At 48.7% G+C, this 15,889-nt stretch carries 15 protein-coding genes; 6 read left to right on the forward strand and 9 right to left on the reverse strand.

What is annotated here, in order from left to right; translation table 11 throughout:
* Positions 1-163 precede the first annotated feature (163 nt).
* Complete coding sequence (locus NSS94_RS23520; RefSeq protein ID WP_341040245.1) at positions 164-1,348, forward strand: GAF domain-containing sensor histidine kinase; 1,185 nt, start codon at positions 164-166, stop codon at positions 1,346-1,348.
* Between the two features lie 139 nt (positions 1,349-1,487).
* Here NSS94_RS23520 and NSS94_RS23525 read toward each other — a convergent pair whose 3' ends face one another.
* Positions 1,488-2,444, reverse strand: coding sequence for a nucleoside hydrolase (locus tag NSS94_RS23525; protein WP_013312477.1), 957 nt, complete (start codon positions 2,442-2,444; stop codon positions 1,488-1,490).
* A 210-nt stretch (positions 2,445-2,654) separates the two neighbouring features.
* On the opposite strand from NSS94_RS23525, the gene NSS94_RS23530 reads away from it, so the two are divergent.
* On the forward strand, positions 2,655-3,248 hold the full coding sequence (locus NSS94_RS23530; protein ID WP_341040247.1) for a hypothetical protein: 594 nt from the start codon (positions 2,655-2,657) through the stop codon (positions 3,246-3,248).
* A gap of 81 nt (positions 3,249-3,329) precedes the next feature.
* Here the strand turns inward: NSS94_RS23530 and NSS94_RS23535 are convergent, their stop codons facing one another.
* The 3 genes from NSS94_RS23535 to NSS94_RS23545 are packed head-to-tail and all read right to left on the reverse strand — an operon-like array spanning position 3,330 to position 6,847.
* A complete protein-coding gene (locus tag NSS94_RS23535) occupies positions 3,330-3,938 on the reverse strand; it encodes a pentapeptide repeat-containing protein (RefSeq protein ID WP_029518648.1) in 609 nt (202 codons plus the stop codon).
* A 37-nt stretch (positions 3,939-3,975) separates the two neighbouring features.
* On the reverse strand, positions 3,976-4,485 hold the full coding sequence (locus tag NSS94_RS23540) for a MarR family winged helix-turn-helix transcriptional regulator (protein ID WP_029518649.1): 510 nt from the start codon (positions 4,483-4,485) through the stop codon (positions 3,976-3,978).
* Positions 4,475-6,847, reverse strand: coding sequence for an ATP-dependent DNA helicase (locus tag NSS94_RS23545; protein WP_341040248.1), 2,373 nt, complete (start codon positions 6,845-6,847; stop codon positions 4,475-4,477). Before NSS94_RS23545 ends, NSS94_RS23540 begins: the two co-directional genes overlap by 11 nt.
* 169 nt (positions 6,848-7,016) lie before the next feature.
* On the opposite strand from NSS94_RS23545, the gene NSS94_RS23550 reads away from it, so the two are divergent.
* The gene (locus tag NSS94_RS23550) at positions 7,017-8,093 is read left to right on the forward strand and encodes a GGDEF domain-containing protein (RefSeq protein WP_029518651.1); all 1,077 of its coding nucleotides are present in this window, start codon (positions 7,017-7,019) and stop codon (positions 8,091-8,093) included.
* A 134-nt stretch (positions 8,094-8,227) separates the two neighbouring features.
* Positions 8,228-8,401 carry an aspartyl-phosphate phosphatase Spo0E family protein gene (locus NSS94_RS23555; RefSeq protein WP_013312483.1) on the forward strand — a complete coding sequence of 58 codons (174 nt, stop codon included), beginning with the start codon at positions 8,228-8,230 and terminating at the stop codon, positions 8,399-8,401.
* Positions 8,402-8,484: 83 nt separating this feature from the next.
* Here the strand turns inward: NSS94_RS23555 and cidR are convergent, their stop codons facing one another.
* Complete coding sequence (cidR, locus tag NSS94_RS23560) at positions 8,485-9,372, reverse strand: cidABC operon transcriptional activator CidR (RefSeq protein ID WP_328801165.1); 888 nt, start codon at positions 9,370-9,372, stop codon at positions 8,485-8,487.
* Positions 9,373-9,503: 131 nt separating this feature from the next.
* Here cidR and NSS94_RS23565 point away from each other — a divergent pair, with 131 nt between their 5' ends.
* Both NSS94_RS23565 and NSS94_RS23570 read left to right on the forward strand, forming a co-directional pair.
* Positions 9,504-9,875 carry a CidA/LrgA family protein gene (locus NSS94_RS23565; RefSeq protein WP_029518652.1) on the forward strand — a complete coding sequence of 124 codons (372 nt, stop codon included), beginning with the start codon at positions 9,504-9,506 and terminating at the stop codon, positions 9,873-9,875.
* Complete coding sequence (locus NSS94_RS23570) at positions 9,872-10,549, forward strand: CidB/LrgB family autolysis modulator (RefSeq protein ID WP_029518653.1); 678 nt, start codon at positions 9,872-9,874, stop codon at positions 10,547-10,549. Before NSS94_RS23565 ends, NSS94_RS23570 begins: the two co-directional genes overlap by 4 nt.
* Positions 10,550-10,698: 149 nt before the next feature.
* Here the strand turns inward: NSS94_RS23570 and NSS94_RS23575 are convergent, their stop codons facing one another.
* From NSS94_RS23575 to NSS94_RS23590, 4 genes are all read right to left on the reverse strand, one after another.
* Complete coding sequence (locus tag NSS94_RS23575; RefSeq protein WP_341040250.1) at positions 10,699-12,402, reverse strand: glycerol-3-phosphate dehydrogenase/oxidase; 1,704 nt, start codon at positions 12,400-12,402, stop codon at positions 10,699-10,701.
* Between the two features lie 193 nt (positions 12,403-12,595).
* A complete protein-coding gene (glpK, locus tag NSS94_RS23580) occupies positions 12,596-14,086 on the reverse strand; it encodes a glycerol kinase GlpK (protein WP_165145910.1) in 1,491 nt (496 codons plus the stop codon).
* A 56-nt stretch (positions 14,087-14,142) separates the two neighbouring features.
* Complete coding sequence (locus NSS94_RS23585) at positions 14,143-14,700, reverse strand: glycerol-3-phosphate responsive antiterminator (RefSeq protein WP_029518656.1); 558 nt, start codon at positions 14,698-14,700, stop codon at positions 14,143-14,145.
* A 205-nt stretch (positions 14,701-14,905) separates the two neighbouring features.
* Positions 14,906-15,859 carry an alpha/beta hydrolase gene (locus NSS94_RS23590; protein WP_029518657.1) on the reverse strand — a complete coding sequence of 318 codons (954 nt, stop codon included), beginning with the start codon at positions 15,857-15,859 and terminating at the stop codon, positions 14,906-14,908.
* Positions 15,860-15,889 lie beyond the last annotated feature (30 nt).

Here is a 15,889-nt window from a genome sequence, read left to right on the forward strand (position 1 = left end):
CGCAAGCGAATAGGTAAATGGAAGTAGAAAGATCGGTTTATAATGAAATAATCATGTATAATTAACAATACGCTCCAAAAGCACATTCAGAGGATCGAGAATGGGATACACAAACTGCTAAAGTTTTTGGATAACCACCACTTTGCATCAGGATTGGAGATACATGACTACTTCACCTACAGGTTTTTATAATAGTATTCAAGAGGCTACCGCGCACGTCATTGATGTGCTAAGTGATATTCTACATGTAAACACCATTTTTATTGCCGCTAATGATGGGATTACGAATGTAATCGTTGATTCATTTAACCGGGAAGAGATACTCGTTAAGAAAGGGGATGTGCTCCCTTTTGAGCTTAGCTATTGCAGTCTGGTGTTGGATCATCCTGCGGATCACCTCACGATTTCAGAAACGACTATTCACCCGCACACATGCGATTTAGATGTGACTAAAACCATGGGAAACCACTCATTTACAGGAATCCCTATTCGCATGAAAAATGGTCAGGCTTACGGAACCATTTGTATCTTGGACGCACCATCTGTACATTTGACAGAATCCGAATTGAAGGCCCTACAGGCTATGGCTGTATTTCTGGGTTATGTGGTGGAACTGGAGAAAGAAAAGATAGATGCTGAGATCTCTGCCCTGAGCAAGCTGGATTTGATCTCTTCCCTGAGTAATAAAATTCGGTTTTCGCTAACCGAAATATGGGGAGCCACCGACCTCATGCTGACGACAGAGTTAACAGAGGAACAACAGCAATATATGAGCATCATGGAGTCGAGCAGTCGCTCGCTTATGACGTTGTTGAGTAATATTTTGGATTACAGCAATATAGAGTCCAGGCAGATCGATGATATTGAAGATCCGTTTGATCTGAGAACGATGATGGAAAATGTATTGAGTCTGTATACAGAGGTAGCCGCACAGCGGAATCTAGAGTTGAAGCTTGACTGGAATCTCACCAGCTCACCTATTTTTATCGGGGATGAGGCTAAAATTCGCCGTATGCTGATTAATTTGGTAGATAATGCAGTGAAGTTTACAAGCACAGGAGCCGTCACTTTATCTGCAACCACCCGATCTGTGACCGATGCACCTGAGGTTGAACTGGAATTAAAGGTGAAGGATACTGGAATCGGTATATCTCCGAATAAATTGAAATTGTGGCTTGAACATGACCGTGGATACTCCCCCTCATATGGTAATCCAGGCTTGGGTTGGCAGATTACCAAACATCTATTAAAACGAATGAAGGGTAAGATGACAGGGAGGAGTGAACCTGGTAGCGGGACGGAGATAACGCTCCAATTCACCCTGAAAATATACCAGGAGTCTGCCTGAAACAGAGATTAGCTTGTGATATATAGAGATATCATGCAATAGAAGCCCGTGACGCATAACGTTCACGGGCTTTATGTTATGGGTACGTCTCACTAGGCAGTATTATCGCCCTATGCCGCACGTCTGTACATTGCCAGACTTAGTAACGTTTGGGAGCAGCCAGTTTGGCCAAATCCGCCATATACGTAAAGAAGGCTTCCGGGTCTGTATCATACACCAGATTCACAGGACGTCCATCCGCCTGTTCCACCGTTCTGCCCTGACTTGGCCCTTCTGCGATCACGCTGCAATGCACCGTCTTTTTCTTGACAATGTCCGGGCGTCCTACGGATGCAGTGGTCAGTACATCCCACAAGTAGTAGGTTGAGTTCGTTTCGCTATAGACGAGCGGCGGACATCCCGCGTAGCAGTTGCCTAGGAAATCCACACCCTCATATCGGCGCTCGGCAGCCCAACGATTGCGTACTGCTGGAGTTAATGGTACTTTGCTTGTGCTTTCCAGCGCTACCAGATCAATCGTGATGCCGCTTTGCCACACCCGATATGCCGCTTCTGGGTCCCAGAATACATTCCACTCTGCTGTGCCGTCATGCTCCGGCTCTTCCACATTCCCTTTTTCAAAGGTGCCGCCCATCCATACCAGCTTTTCAATCTTTGCTTCAATATCCGGTGCTTCATCCAGCGCCCGCGCCAGATCGGTTAGCGGTCCAGTGAATAGCAACAGCGTTTTGCCTTCAGCTCCGCGTACCTTTTCGATCAGATGCTGATGAGCTGGCAGGGATGAAAGCGGTGCTTCCATACGCCCCGATTCATTCAGTACGGGTAATGCATCCACATAGAAGGAATGTAAACGCCAAGCGGCAGGAAACGGATTTTTACCGCGTGAATTAGACTTTGCGACTTCCACAGGCCCTTTATTTTGTCCAAAACGATCAATAATTTTACGGCTGGCATCCGTCGCAGGCTCCAGATAACCATCTGCTGGAATCACCGATACTCCGGTCAAATGAACCTGCTCCATCTGAAGCAGCATAAAAAGGGATACTAGATCATCCACTCCACCATCATGATTAAAATAAACGTTTGTCTGACTCATCTGTCTCTTCCTTCCTTTATCCCCGTAAGCAGGCTTGTTCTTATCGGCAACCACCCTTCATTATGCCTGATCGCTTCACAGGAGTAAATGTGCGATAGTGCGTGAATCAGGGATTTTTTGCTTGCGCCATGCTTAAGATAGGTAGAAATGTGTGTAATAACAGGGTAGAATCATGGGTCCTAATCGGAAGCGTATGAAGGAGAGATGCATATGACAGCCCAAACAATAGAAGAGTTGGAGCAGATCCGTAAAGAGTGTAAATCCATGGTGACAAAAAGAGCTGCGGCTTCGGGTGGAGCGGTATTAGTTCCAGTTCCAGGGGCTGACGTTCTTGCTGATGTTGGCATTTTGATGCAGCTACTGCCAGCCATTAATGGAAAGTTCGGATTATCTGAGAAGCAGCTGGAAGGTCTGGACGCAGAAACCAAATCCATGGTGTATGGTTTTATCACTTCGATTGGCAGCAAGCTGATTGGGCGACTCATCACCCGTGAAGTTATCGTGCAGATTTTGCAAAAGATGGGCATTCGGATCGCTACCAAGCAGGTTAGCAAGTTTGTTCCCCTTCTGGGGCAAGGGCTAGCCGCGGCAATTGGCTTTACTGCTATGCGAACCATTGGCAATCGGCATGTCGATCAATGTTATGAAGTAGCCAAACGCTTGCTGGAACAGCGAACTGCCGCAGATATCGCGCGCAACTGGACGGTTCCACAGCAGCCTCTAGAGCCTGTGGGAGTTGATCATTTGCCAAACCGGGACCCGGAAGCAGCAACCCCACTACTGCCGGCACCCCCTAAAGATTAAGTTCTTCACATTCGAGTCAGCCATCCATTTCATCCGCACGGGGTACTCCAGATCAAAACCAGCTTCGGTATCCCGTGCTTTTTAGCCTTCTACCTTGGCTCCATAGGAGCGGGCCACCGCTACTGCCTGCTCGATATCCAACTTGGCTCCGGTGATGTCCAGATCTTTAAAATTCACACCATCCATCTTCGCACCGCGCAGGTCTGTTCCTTGAAGATGGGCTTTGTGCAGTCTTACCCGGCTAAGATCCGCCTCTCGTAAATCTGCTTTTTCCAAATTGCATTCGGATAAGTCGGCTTCCTTGAATCGTATTTTTCGCAAATCTTGTTTTCTTAAATCTGCATGACGCAAATTCGTATAAGACCAATCTCCGCCCGTAATTGTAATACCATCCATATTGGCCCCCGCAAAATCTGAACCTACCAGCTTGCAGTTATCAAACCGGACTACGAACAGATTGGCGCTGGTGAACAAACAATTGGTAAAAGCCGACTCCTTGTAGTGAGATGCATTCAGAATGGCTCCGGTAAAATCACAGTCCACAAAAGTACAGCCTTCCACGAGGGACTCATTCATCTCCACACCCCGAAAGCGACATCGGGTAAACTCACAATTTTTCCACTCACCTTCTCTGGCATCCATTGATCCAAAATCACGGTCTTCATAGACCTCATCTGTATAAAAGAACATGTTCTCTCTCCTATTCCTTATTCCCTATATCAGGAATTCAGCATTTCGGCAAGGACCGCTCAAAACCGCCTTTCATTTTCCCCAGCAAACCCTTCATCATCTGATGATCCTGCGGCGTAAACTCAGACATACACGACCGGATCAACTTCGTATAATAAGGCACTATCTTACTTAATAGCTCTCGTCCTGCCTCTTTTAATCCGACAGTCACCATCCGTCCGTCACTCTCATGAGCCACACGTTCAATCATGCCATCTCGCTCTAATCCGTCGATCAGTCCCGTCATGGTCCCACGCGTGACATCCGCTTTTTCCGCTAACTCCGATGGTGTCATGCGATGCGGCGAGTGGCAATGCAACAGGCTAAGCACGATAATCCGACCCTGAGAAGCCCCCAACTTGGTCAAATCTGTATCCATTTCTCTGAAAATACCGTTAGCCAAGCGCGCAAATGTCACAAAAGTCTCTATATTATCTACTTCGGCATCCTCATGTCCAAAGCTACGCAGCACCCCGCGTATGGAGTCATTATGAAAATTAAAGTTCATAGTCTATCCATTCCTTCCTTAATCCCGCTTGTTCCGTCAGACGGTAGCTTTTCCATTCATCTGGCAGCAAAGAAGCATACGGTTCCTTGGCAAAACGATCATCTACCAGGACCAACAACCCTTCGTCGTGCTCTGTGCGGATAAGCCTGCCACCTGCCTGAAGAACCTTGTTCATCCCTGGATATACATACGCATAGTTGAAACCATTCCGTCCCTGTTCCGAAAAGTAATCCCGCAGCACATCTCGCTCTGCTCCAATTTGCGGCAAGCCAACGCCGACGACGACTACCCCATTTAAGCGATCCCCGGGTAAATCAACACCTTCAGCAAACACACCACCCAATACGGCAAAGCCAAGCAAGGTGTGCTCTTGCCCAGGCTGGAAGGCCTCTAGGAATCGATCCCGCTCTGGTTCGGTCATCCCCGGACTTTGTACCAACGTATTTGCGGACACGTCCCGAAGCATGAACTCCTCATATACCTCACGCAGGTATGGATAGGACGGGAAAAACACAAGCATATTTCCTTTCCGTTCCACAACCAATGCAGCCAGCATATCCGCAATCGCCCCTTTGGAACGCTCGCGATCCCGATAACGGATGGAGAGCGGCAGCAGACGTACATCCCATTGCTCCTGATGGAAAGGGGAAGGAACCTGTAACGTATAATCTTCCTCGTTTGCTCCGAGCATGTCCCGATAATAAGCAAGCGGTGTCAACGTCGCGGAAAAATAAATGGCTGAGCGGTAGCCCTTAATAGCTTGTCCCAGCAAGTGAGAAGGATCGAGGCAGAACAGCTTGACCCTCACTTCACTGCGCCCTGCTTCCACATAAGTAACGTACCGTTCATCATATAAAGCAGCAATCCGCAGCATATTCTGAGCAGTAAAATACGTATCCAGAAGCAATGCGTAGGCCGTACTTTCACTGCTTGCGCGACTTGTACTACTCCCCGTTACCAGTTCACGTTCAGCAGCTTCCACAAAAGGCACCAGCAGCTCCAGCACCTCTTGCGGCGCTACTGTCTCCACTGCTTTTCCTGTGTCTGCATATTGCTTGCGCAGCGTAATCATATGTGCGTTCACTGCACTCGCAGCCGCAGCAATCTCCGAGCTTAGCAGCTTAAATTCTCGTTTCAGTTCCAAAAAAGAAGATTTCAAAATTTCCGCCGAAAACATGTCCCGGCCGCGTTCTACCAGATTATGCGCCTCATCCACCAGTACGACACCTTTTCGCTTGTGCTCCTCCAGCAATCTTTTCAGAGAAATCCGTGGATCGAAAACATAATTATAATCACTGATTATACCATCCGAGGCATACGCCACATCCAGCGAAAATTCAAAGGGACAAACCTTATGCTTGCGCGCATAACGCTCAATCACCGCCCGGGTCATTAACGTCTCATTCGCCAAAATATCGGATACCGCACCGTTGATCCGGTCGTAGTAGCCCTCGCACATGCTGCATGATCCAGCGTCACAATCATTTTCATCCTTAAAGCAAATTTTATCCTTCGCAGTCAAAGTCACCACATGCATGTGCAGCCCTTGGGTCTGCATTCTGGCATAAGCTTCTTCAGCTGCTGCCCGAGTGGTGGTACGAGCCGTTACATAATATACTCGCCTAACCTGCCCCTCACCGATCGCCTTGATCGCAGGAAACAAAGTGGATACCGTTTTACCGATACCCGTAGGCGCTTTGGCAAACAGGTTAACCCCTTCGGCAATCGTCTTGTACACCGAACCCGCGAGCGTTCGCTGACCCGAACGATACGTGTCAAAGGGAAAGTCCAACATAGCAATGCTGGCATCCCGCTTTTCCGCATGTGCTCTCAGCAGGAATGCATACGGTGCATAACCAGCAATCATCTCCTGCGCGAAAGCTTCCAGCTCAGTAAAGGATAGCTCGCGCCTAAATCGGCGAATGTCTTCACTGTGTGCCTGCACATAAGTAAGCTGGACCTGCATGGAATGATGTTGTTCCTCACGAGCAATCATATAGGCATACAGAAATGCTTGCGCCCAGTGTACGGGTTGACCGTCACCCTGAATATCTTCGAGAGGCAAAGAGATCGATTTAATTTCATCGACCGTCCATACGCCATCCAGCTCAATCAGTCCGTCACAGCGGCCTTCAATTATAAACAATTCGTCCTTATACTGAATTTCTGTACGTAAATGTACCTCTTTGCGGTCATGCTCCTTGTAACCTTTCTGGATAACCTGATGCACGCGAGTTCCTTCGAGCATACTGCTATTCGATCGAAAGCCGCTATGAATGCTGCCGCTCCGATGCACATATTCCACAAGTGGACGCACCGATATGTGAATTGGTTCCTTCATACGATCACCCGTTCCGGTCATAGTCCTTTCACTGTACCACGTAGATAAACGAAACGTAAGGGACAGAAGAATCGTTTAATGGTCGATTGGTATTCACTCATGCCTACTTTTTACCGAAATATAGAAACGAGGCCTTTTGCTTTATTCCCCACGATACTACAACTCTCATTACAGCATAAAGGATAGGGATATGTTAAAAGAATTAATTAACAATTTTGCGTTATTAACGAGCTTCTTATTCTTCGGAAATTTATTTTCCCGGAAATATGAACGTTACCTGACAAATCATGCACTCATTCATCAGATATTAAACGGTTTAATGCTGGGCGTGTTTAGCATTCTGTTAATGATGACCGGTTTATGGATCCGTGGGCACTTTGTGGTTGATCTCCGCCAATTGGCGATTATCATATCTGTTTATATAGGAGGATCGGTATCCGGTCTGCTGACCACCCTGATCGTCATCCTGTATCGTATTTACATCACAGGGGGATGGACGGATATTACTCTGACTGTTACGGTTAATTGCTTCATGACACTAGTCCTTTCACTTATCTTTATTCGAGAAAAAAAGCTAGCCCTCGGCAAATGGATGTCAGCCGTGCTTGGGGCTGTTGTTGTGTCGCTGTTATCTGCTTTTTTTGTGGATGATCCACCCAACTTAGAATCTATAATAATGATCACAACCGTGAAGATTCTTGGCGGCTTGTTCACTTATTTTATGATGTCCCATATCAAAAAAACAGAACGGGCTATTCACCTGCTGGAAGAGGCTGCGAACCGCGATCATTTAACCGGGCTATACAGTCCGCGTGCTTTTGATGCGCTGTTCGAAGAGGTACTTCATGCTTCCAAGACTACAAAAAAACCCTTTGGACTTGTGATGCTAGATATTGACCACTTTAAAAAAATTAATGATACGTACGGCCATTTGAACGGAGACGCAGTCTTAAGCCAACTGGGAATTTTGTTAAATCGGGAATCTACAACAAGAGCATATCCCTCCCGTAAGGGCGGAGAGGAATTCGCAATTCTACTCGGAGACTGTGATACTGAAAAGGCGGCAAACTTTGCCGAGAAGATTCGGAAAGCTGTGGAAAATGAATGTTTTCTCTTGAATGACGGAACCATACTCTCCTTAACCGTATCCATCGGGGCAGGCAGCTCTCCTGTTATTGCATCGAGGCGTTTATTGGAAAAAGCAGACGAGGCATTGTATGAAGCTAAACGATCAGGACGCAATCGGGTAGAACTGGCAAAACCATAGATATTAGTCGCTAAATGTCAGGAAAGCTGGATTATTGTTAATAAAAAGTGGTAAAATGGAAATAACATCGTTATCAAAAAAACTTCTGCCGCTAGTGGAGACATGCCTTACAATCGACATGGGGGGTGGGCTTTGTGAACCTCGAACAATTGGAAAAACTCATGGAAAAAGAACGCCGTGAACTGAATCGCATGGCTGACTTACACGGATTAAAAGATGAACGTGTATTGGACAAATCCTCCAGACTTGACCGTATTATGGACAAGTACCTTCACACCAAGCGTGCAATAAACCAAACACACTCATAGAAGCAAGCTACATCGCTGCCCCTCAGGGCAGCTTTTTTATTCTGCATCGTACTCACCTTCTCGCGGACTGACTACTTCCCGCCCTATTCCGTCCGCAACAATTGCTGTGTGAACGATATCCATTCTCTGGCGGCAAAGGACAGGTAGCGATCGTTCCGCCAAATCATCCCCAAATGCCAAGGAATGACGGGGTCTACCAATGGAAGAACACGCAAGCGCTCAGAATCCAGATCTCGGCAAATGGCCTCCGGCAACAGAGCTACTCCCAGGTTTGCAGCAACCATTTCGCTAATCAGATCCCATTGTGAGCTTTCGTACACTACACGCGGCTGAAAGCCGGCACGAACACATTCCGCAATGATACGGTCATGCAGCGTAAAATCCTCACGAAACAGTACAAATGCCTCCTCCGCCAACGCAGATAACGGTACCTCCTTGCACTCTGCCAATGCATGCGTAGGATGAACGAGCAAATTCAGCTTTTCCTCCACAAACAGAAATGTCTCAAACATATCTCCAACTGCGGGCAGCACGATCACCCCGATATCCAATGCCCCGGCTTCTACGTCCCGTTCCACTTTCTTCGCCCCGTCCTCAAATAATTGAATGGTCACATCAGGATATGCCTTATGGAATTCTCCAATGACACGCGGAAAAAAGCTCGATCCGACCATAGGGGGCAGGCCAATACGGATATGTCCCTTTTTCAGGTTCATCAAATCACTCAGCTCCGAGGACAGGCTCTGAAAGGACTTTACAATTGCTTGTGCCTGAAGCTCAATGACCTTTCCCGCGTCCGTCAATTCGATTCTTTTGCCAATTCGGTCGAACAAAGCGACCCCCAGTTCATCTTCTAGACTTTTAATCGTCTTACTGATCGTCGGCTGGGTAATAAACATGCTCTGGGCTGCCTTTGTAAAGCTACGCAACCGCGCGACTTCCAAAAAATATTGTAAATGTCGGATATCCAAAGCTACACCTTCTCCCATAGATAAACGGAATAGATTATATTCTTTATATGCATTTTACTCATGAAAGCTTGTGATGTAAAATTTCATTACAGTTTGAAAATAACCGATCACAAAGATAGGAGTCATTATATATGAAAAGCTTCATACGCGGTGTCCTCCAGATCGCCGTCCTGATGGCCTTTTCGCTCATCCTGAACGCGGTAGTCTCCTGGCTCCACCTGCCTATACCCGGTAGTATCATTGGTATGCTAATCCTTTTTATTCTGCTGCAAACCGGCTTGGTCCGGCTAAGCTGGATTGAAGTTGGCGCAAACTGGTTGCTGGCCGAGCTGCTATTATTCTTTATTCCCTCCGCTGTCGGCGTCATGAATTATTGGCCGATGCTGGAACACGATGGTATGAGCATTATGCTGGTCGTGTTGCTCGGCACCTTTCTGGTGATGGCCTGCACAGGTATGGTCGCCAGTCTGCTTGGTAAACGAAAGGAGCATAAATCATCATGATCGGTCTTCTATGTATTGTATTGACACTCGCTATTTACTGGATGGCCAAACGCATGTACCGCACACTGCCCAAGGTGTATTTGTCTCCATTGCTCATTACACCTGTTGTTATCATTTTGATTTTGACGCTGACGGGTGTGAATTACCGTTCTTATAATTCGGGCGCCCACTTGCTGTCCATGCTGCTACAGCCAGCTACGATTGCATTTGCTGTCCCTTTGTACCGATATTTCCCAGTGTTAAAAAAACACGCTACCCAAATCGTGCTTAGCGTGCTGTCTGGATCTGTTGTAGCCGTGTTGTCCTCCATGGCGCTTGCCAAGTGGATGCACCTGAATTCTTCCCTGCTGAGCAGCCTGATTCCTCGCTCCATTACGACACCCATTGCGATGAATGTATCGCAAACGATTGGCGGCAATCCGACGGTCACAGCTGTATTCGTTATTCTGACCGGATTGAGCGGTCTTATTATCGGTCCAGTGATTGTAAAACTGTTCCGTATCGAAAATGAAGTCTCCCGTGGGGTACTGCTCGGTACCGGTGCTCATGGTACGGGCACTTCCAAAGCATTCGAGTTCAGTTTGCTGACGGGGACGATATCCAGCATCTCGATGGTGCTCGCCGCTCTCTTTACCTTGGCAGCCGCCCCGTTCCTGTTCCACTTGATGCTGTAAACAATCTGCATACAACAAAAGCAGCGATTCTCTTAAAAATAGAGAATCGCTGCTTTTGTTTTGTAGGCCCCTTTTCCGCATAAAGCAGCGGTGAGAACGAAACGATGGTAGAGAAGCGGAGCGGTAAAGGATACGCATCCTCGTTCCTATTAGATGGCTTTAACGTCACCTTGTTTCACCTGTACCTCTAAAGGCGTTACAGCTTCATACAGGTAAGCATCCAGCTCAGCCGTATATTGTCGTTCTTGCGCGGCGCTCCAGCCTGCATGTTCAGACATCCATGCGATGGCGGGCTGTTTCCAGCGCTTCACCTCGTCAATCTGGAAGAAAAGTGCTCCCGTTCGCCGTATGAAAAAATCAGACGGTGTCACCGTCATTTCCTGTTCCATCGCATACAGGAGCGGGACACGCACTTCCACAGGCAGTGCCGCTTCCTTCTCGGTAGTCTCCTTCATGCTGCGTGCCGCTATCGCAAACAGCCGCTCTGTGTTGGAGCCATAGCGGATTGCCCATGCTCTAGCCGTTTCAGGCGACAGGCCGAGTGCAACACCTGCTGCGGTTTGCTTACCTACGTACGCGTCCCAGCCCGCCGAGCCGCCTACGCTGCCACCCGAAATCGGGATGTGTCTGGTGCGGCATGCCCGGAAGCTCTGCCCATGCAAGCCCCCCAGCTCCCGTACCGCACGATCCACGACGAGTTCGGACATTTTCCGGTAGCCCGTCAGCTTGCCGCCTGCAATCGTGATCAGACCTGAGCGGGATTCCCAAATTTCGTCCTTACGTGAAATTTCTGAAGGGCTTTTACCGTCTTCATAAATGAGCGGCCGTACCCCTGCCCAACTGGATTCTACATCCGTAACAGTCAGCTTCACATCCGGGAACATTCCGTTGATCGCTTGAAGCACATACGCCCGATCTTCGACGGTCATCCGGGGATGCGCCGTATCCCCCTCATACACCGTGTCAGTCGTACCTGCATAAGTTTTTCCATCACGCGGGATGGCAAATACCATGCGTCCATCCGGTGTATCGAAGTACACTGCCTGTTTGAGCGGAAAGCGCTCAGCATCGAACACTAGGTGAATACCTTTCGTCAGGCGTAGCACCTTACCCTCCTTGGAGCGATCCATTTCCCGTAGCGTGTCTACCCATGGTCCAGCTGCATTAATAACCAGCGAAGCTCGAATTTCGTATGGTTTTCCCGTTACCCGGTCCGTTACGCTTGCACCGCTTATTCGTCCTTTGTCATACAGCAGCTTGTCAGCCTTGGCATAGTTCACCGCCAGCGCCCCTCGTGTAACAGCTTCCTTCATGACCTCAATCGTCAGGCGAGCGTCATCTGTACGATACTCCACATAGCTGCCGCTTCCCTTCAGTCCATCACGCTTCAGCAAAGGCTCGCGCTCTAGTGTAGCCTGGATGTCCAGCATACGACGGCGCTCACTACGCTTAACACCAGCAAGGAAATCATATACCAGCAGCCCGATAGAGGTGGTAAATGCGTTAAACGTGCCGCCCTTGTGAAAAGGAAGCAACATACGCTCCGGTATGGTCACATGTGGACCATTTTCGAATACAATTGCCCGCTCCTTCCCCACCTCAGCTACCATCTTAACTTCCAACTGCTTCAAATAACGAAGACCCCCATGCACTAGCTTGGTCGAGCGGCTGGACGTACCTGCTGCAAAATCCTGCATCTCCACCAATGCTGTCTTCAAACCACGATCCGCCGCATCCAGCGCAATACCCGCCCCTGTAATGCCGCCGCCAATGATTAATATATCAAAATGCTCATGTCCCATACGTTCCAAGACAGCGGTTCTCTCCTGCGCAGCAAATCCCTGTTCTCCCATCATGTATCCCTCCAGCTTTGTATATATTCACGATGCAATCTGCCAACCGACTCATCATAAGGTACAAAAAAAGACCACGAACATCGCTGCGGCGGATGCCGAGCGGTTCATGGTCTCTCCAAGTCTCCTGACGAGTATTAACTTATCTATATCGTAGCACACACGATACGCTATGAAAAGGGAAATCTGCCTGCTACTTGAACGCCATTGCGGCATGAACTGCCTTTTTCCAGCCACCATAAAGATCAGCCCGCACGTCTTCACTCATGGACGGAGTAAAGGTATGATCACTTTGCGCATACCCCCGGACCTCATCCAAACTGCTCCAGAACCCAACTGCCAGTCCTGCTAAATACGCCGCACCGAGTGCAGTTGTCTCGTTCACAGCAGGTCGTTCTACTGGCAGATCGAGAATATCGCTCTGGAACTGCATCAGGAACTCGTTCATCACTGCACCTCCATCTACACGCAATGAACGCACAGGTACACCCGAATCGCTCGCCATGGCAGTTAGGACATCTTTAGTCTGGTAGGCCAGCGATTCCAGTACCGCTCGTATAAAGTGCTCCTTGGTCGTTCCCCGCGTCAAACCAAATGTCGCACCGCGCACGTCACTATCCCAATACGGGCTGCCCAGACCCACAAAGGCCGGGACAAAATATACCCCTTCTGTGGAGGTCACACGCGCCGCATACGCTTCACTATCTTTGGCTTCGCGGAACATACGCAACCCATCACGCAGCCACTGAATAGCAGATCCGGCTACAAAAATGCTGCCCTCCAGCGCATACTTCACCTGACCATTCAGCCCCCATGCAATGGTCGTAATCAGTCCATGTCCCGAGTCACAGGGTTCATCTCCGGTATTCATCAGCATAAAGCATCCCGTACCGTATGTATTTTTAATCATACCTTTGTCGAAGCATCCCTGACCGAACAGAGCTGCTTGTTGATCGCCTGCCGCTCCGGCAATAGGGATTTCCTGTCCGAAAAAGTGATAATCCACCGTATGCGCATATATCTCAGAAGATGATTTCACCTCTGGTAGCATAGACGCAGGAACGCCGAGAATATCCAGCAGCTCCTCATCCCATTTTAGCTCATAAATGTTGTACATGAGTGTGCGGGCCGCATTGGAGTAGTCTGTTACATGTGCTTTACCACCAGACAATCTCCAGATTAGCCAGGTATCAATCGTACCAAACAGCAAATCCCCACGCTCCGCTTGAGCTCGTGCCCCTTCGACGTTGTCGAGTATCCATTTGACCTTGGTGCCAGAAAAGTAGGGATCAATGAGTAGTCCCGTTTTGCTATGAAAAATATGATCAAATCCACGGCTTTTCAATTCCTCGCAGATCCCGGCTGTTTGCCGTGACTGCCATACCAGTGCATGATATACAGGCAGACCCGTATGTTTATCCCACACTACTACGGTTTCCCGTTGATTCGTAATACCAATCCCGGCAATTTGGCTGGCTTTCACACCTGATTCTGACAAGCAGGAGGCGATGACGGCCAAAATAGAGCTCCATATTTCATTGGCGTTTTGCTCTACCCACCCGGGCTGGGGAAAATACTGTGGGAACTCCCGTTGTGCCTTGTATACCACTGTTCCCTGCCGATCAAACAAGATGGCCCGCGAACTGGTTGTGCCCTGATCTAAGGCAAGAATGTATTGCTCCATCGTTTCCCAGCCTCCTTGCTTATTATGTATGGTTACCCACTTGATACAAATAAAAGCTATTGCTTATAGTGTTCGAACAGCTGTTTATTGGAGGTCGTAACTGCTGTAGCTCCCGCGGCCAACGCTGCTTCCACATCCTCAGGGGTGCGAATAAGTCCGCCTGCCAAAATAGGAATGCCAGTGCGTTCGCTGACCTCCTTAATCATCGGTGGAACAACACCGGGCAGCACCTCAATATAATCCGGACGCGTTTTTTCTACCAGCGCGTAGCTTTTTTCCAGTGCAATCGTATCGAGCAGGAACACCCGCTGTACAGCAAGAATTCCTTTCTTTTTAGCAGTTGCGATCACCCCGGACCGGGTCGAAATAATCCCAAATGGCTTAATTTCCTGACACAAATATTCAGCCGCATACTCGTCATTCTTCAAGCCTTGCACCAGATCGGCATGCAGGAGCATTTGCTTGCTGCGACTTCTAGCCATCTGGTACAGGCTACGCAGCTGCGCTACATGCGTATCCAGAAAAACCGCATACTCATAAGAACTGTCCAAAATACCCTCCAGCTGCTTCATATGCTTAGCTGCAGGTAAAATGCGTTGTCCCTGAAATGGCATGGATATCCCCCTTAGGCTGAATGTCGGTCAAACTCGTTCAAATTTTATATTATCACTCTGTTCGACGAACGTGAAGCGGTTTCATTGCAGATATGTATAAAGGCTGCCTTCCCTGCAATAGATGTCAGCAGGAAGAAGACAGCCTAATCATTCAAAGAACTGGATCAAATCACACGACGACACCCTTAAAATGCTCTATAGTGTACTAGCCCTCAAACCCTTGGCGCAGCCATGAGGTAGCGAGCATGATCGCACCGCGCTTGGCCGCGGTTTCAGACAATGGGTTCAGCATCACAAAGTCGTGGATGATGCCCTGAAAGCGTGCAGCGGTCACATCCACCCCCGCTTCACGTAGCTTGTCCGCATAGGCCTCGCCTTCATCGCGCAGCACATCGGCCTCACCTGTAATGACCAGCGCACGTGGTAGCCCTTCGAGCTGTTCTGTGGTGGCACGTAATGGAGACGCCGTGATCTGCGCTCGTTCGTTGGGATCCGTCGTATATTGATCCCAAAACCATTGCATTCCTTCGCGGCTCAGGAAATATCCTGTGGCGAACTCATGATATGATTCTGTGTCAAAGGAAGCATCCGTCACTGGATAGAACAGCAACTGCTGGCGAATGGTAGGGCCGCTACGTTCTTTGGCCAGCAGCGTTACGGCCGCCGTCATATTACCGCCCACACTGTCTCCGGCTACCGTCAGCGTATCGGGCTTCAGCCCATGCTCGCGTCCGTGCTGTGCCACCCATTGAACGACCGCGTAAATTTCCTCAATCGCCGTCGGATATTTAGCTTCAGGGGACAAGCTGTATTCTGGAAATACAACTGCTGCCTGTGAGCCGACTGCCAATTCACGAATCAGGCGATCATGCGTATGAGCATTACCGAATACCCAGCCTGCTCCGTGAATATATACAATGACCGGGAGATCGCTTGTCACCTGTTGTGGGCGAACAATTCTGACCTTCACCTCACCGCCAGGCCCGCCTGGAATAGTTAGATCTTCTACATCTGCGGCAGGTTTGTCTGCTGGGCCGGATTGAACCTCATTGACCGTTTCACGTCCTTTTTCAGGACCCAAATCATATAGAAACGGAGGCTTGGCATTATCGTCTGCAAATTTCTGTGCTGCGGGTTCAAGCTGTACTTTTTTACTCATATCGATTCACTCTTCCTTTCTTTTCTGTGG

It is taken from the genome of Paenibacillus sp. FSL L8-0644, from assembly GCF_038008165.1.
Taxonomy (GTDB): domain Bacteria; phylum Bacillota; class Bacilli; order Paenibacillales; family Paenibacillaceae; genus Paenibacillus; species Paenibacillus polymyxa_D.

Excerpts from the sequence above, each read along its gene's own strand:
- NSS94_RS23520 (WP_341040245.1), top strand. The coding sequence starts at position 164 with ATGACTACTTCACCTACAGGTTTTTATAATAGTATTCAAGAGGCTACC.
- NSS94_RS23525 (WP_013312477.1), bottom strand. The coding sequence starts at position 2,444 with ATGAGTCAGACAAACGTTTATTTTAATCATGATGGTGGAGTGGATGAT.
- NSS94_RS23530 (WP_341040247.1), top strand. The coding sequence starts at position 2,655 with ATGACAGCCCAAACAATAGAAGAGTTGGAGCAGATCCGTAAAGAGTGT.
- NSS94_RS23535 (WP_029518648.1), bottom strand. The coding sequence starts at position 3,938 with ATGTTCTTTTATACAGATGAGGTCTATGAAGACCGTGATTTTGGATCA.
- NSS94_RS23540 (WP_029518649.1), bottom strand. The coding sequence starts at position 4,485 with ATGAACTTTAATTTTCATAATGACTCCATACGCGGGGTGCTGCGTAGC.
- NSS94_RS23545 (WP_341040248.1), bottom strand. The coding sequence starts at position 6,847 with ATGACCGGAACGGGTGATCGTATGAAGGAACCAATTCACATATCGGTG.
- NSS94_RS23550 (WP_029518651.1), top strand. The coding sequence starts at position 7,017 with ATGTTAAAAGAATTAATTAACAATTTTGCGTTATTAACGAGCTTCTTA.
- NSS94_RS23565 (WP_029518652.1), top strand. The coding sequence starts at position 9,504 with ATGAAAAGCTTCATACGCGGTGTCCTCCAGATCGCCGTCCTGATGGCC.
- NSS94_RS23570 (WP_029518653.1), top strand. The coding sequence starts at position 9,872 with ATGATCGGTCTTCTATGTATTGTATTGACACTCGCTATTTACTGGATG.
- NSS94_RS23575 (WP_341040250.1), bottom strand. The coding sequence starts at position 12,402 with ATGGGAGAACAGGGATTTGCTGCGCAGGAGAGAACCGCTGTCTTGGAA.
- glpK (WP_165145910.1), bottom strand. The coding sequence starts at position 14,086 with ATGGAGCAATACATTCTTGCCTTAGATCAGGGCACAACCAGTTCGCGG.
- NSS94_RS23585 (WP_029518656.1), bottom strand. The coding sequence starts at position 14,700 with ATGCCATTTCAGGGACAACGCATTTTACCTGCAGCTAAGCATATGAAG.
- NSS94_RS23590 (WP_029518657.1), bottom strand. The coding sequence starts at position 15,859 with ATGAGTAAAAAAGTACAGCTTGAACCCGCAGCACAGAAATTTGCAGAC.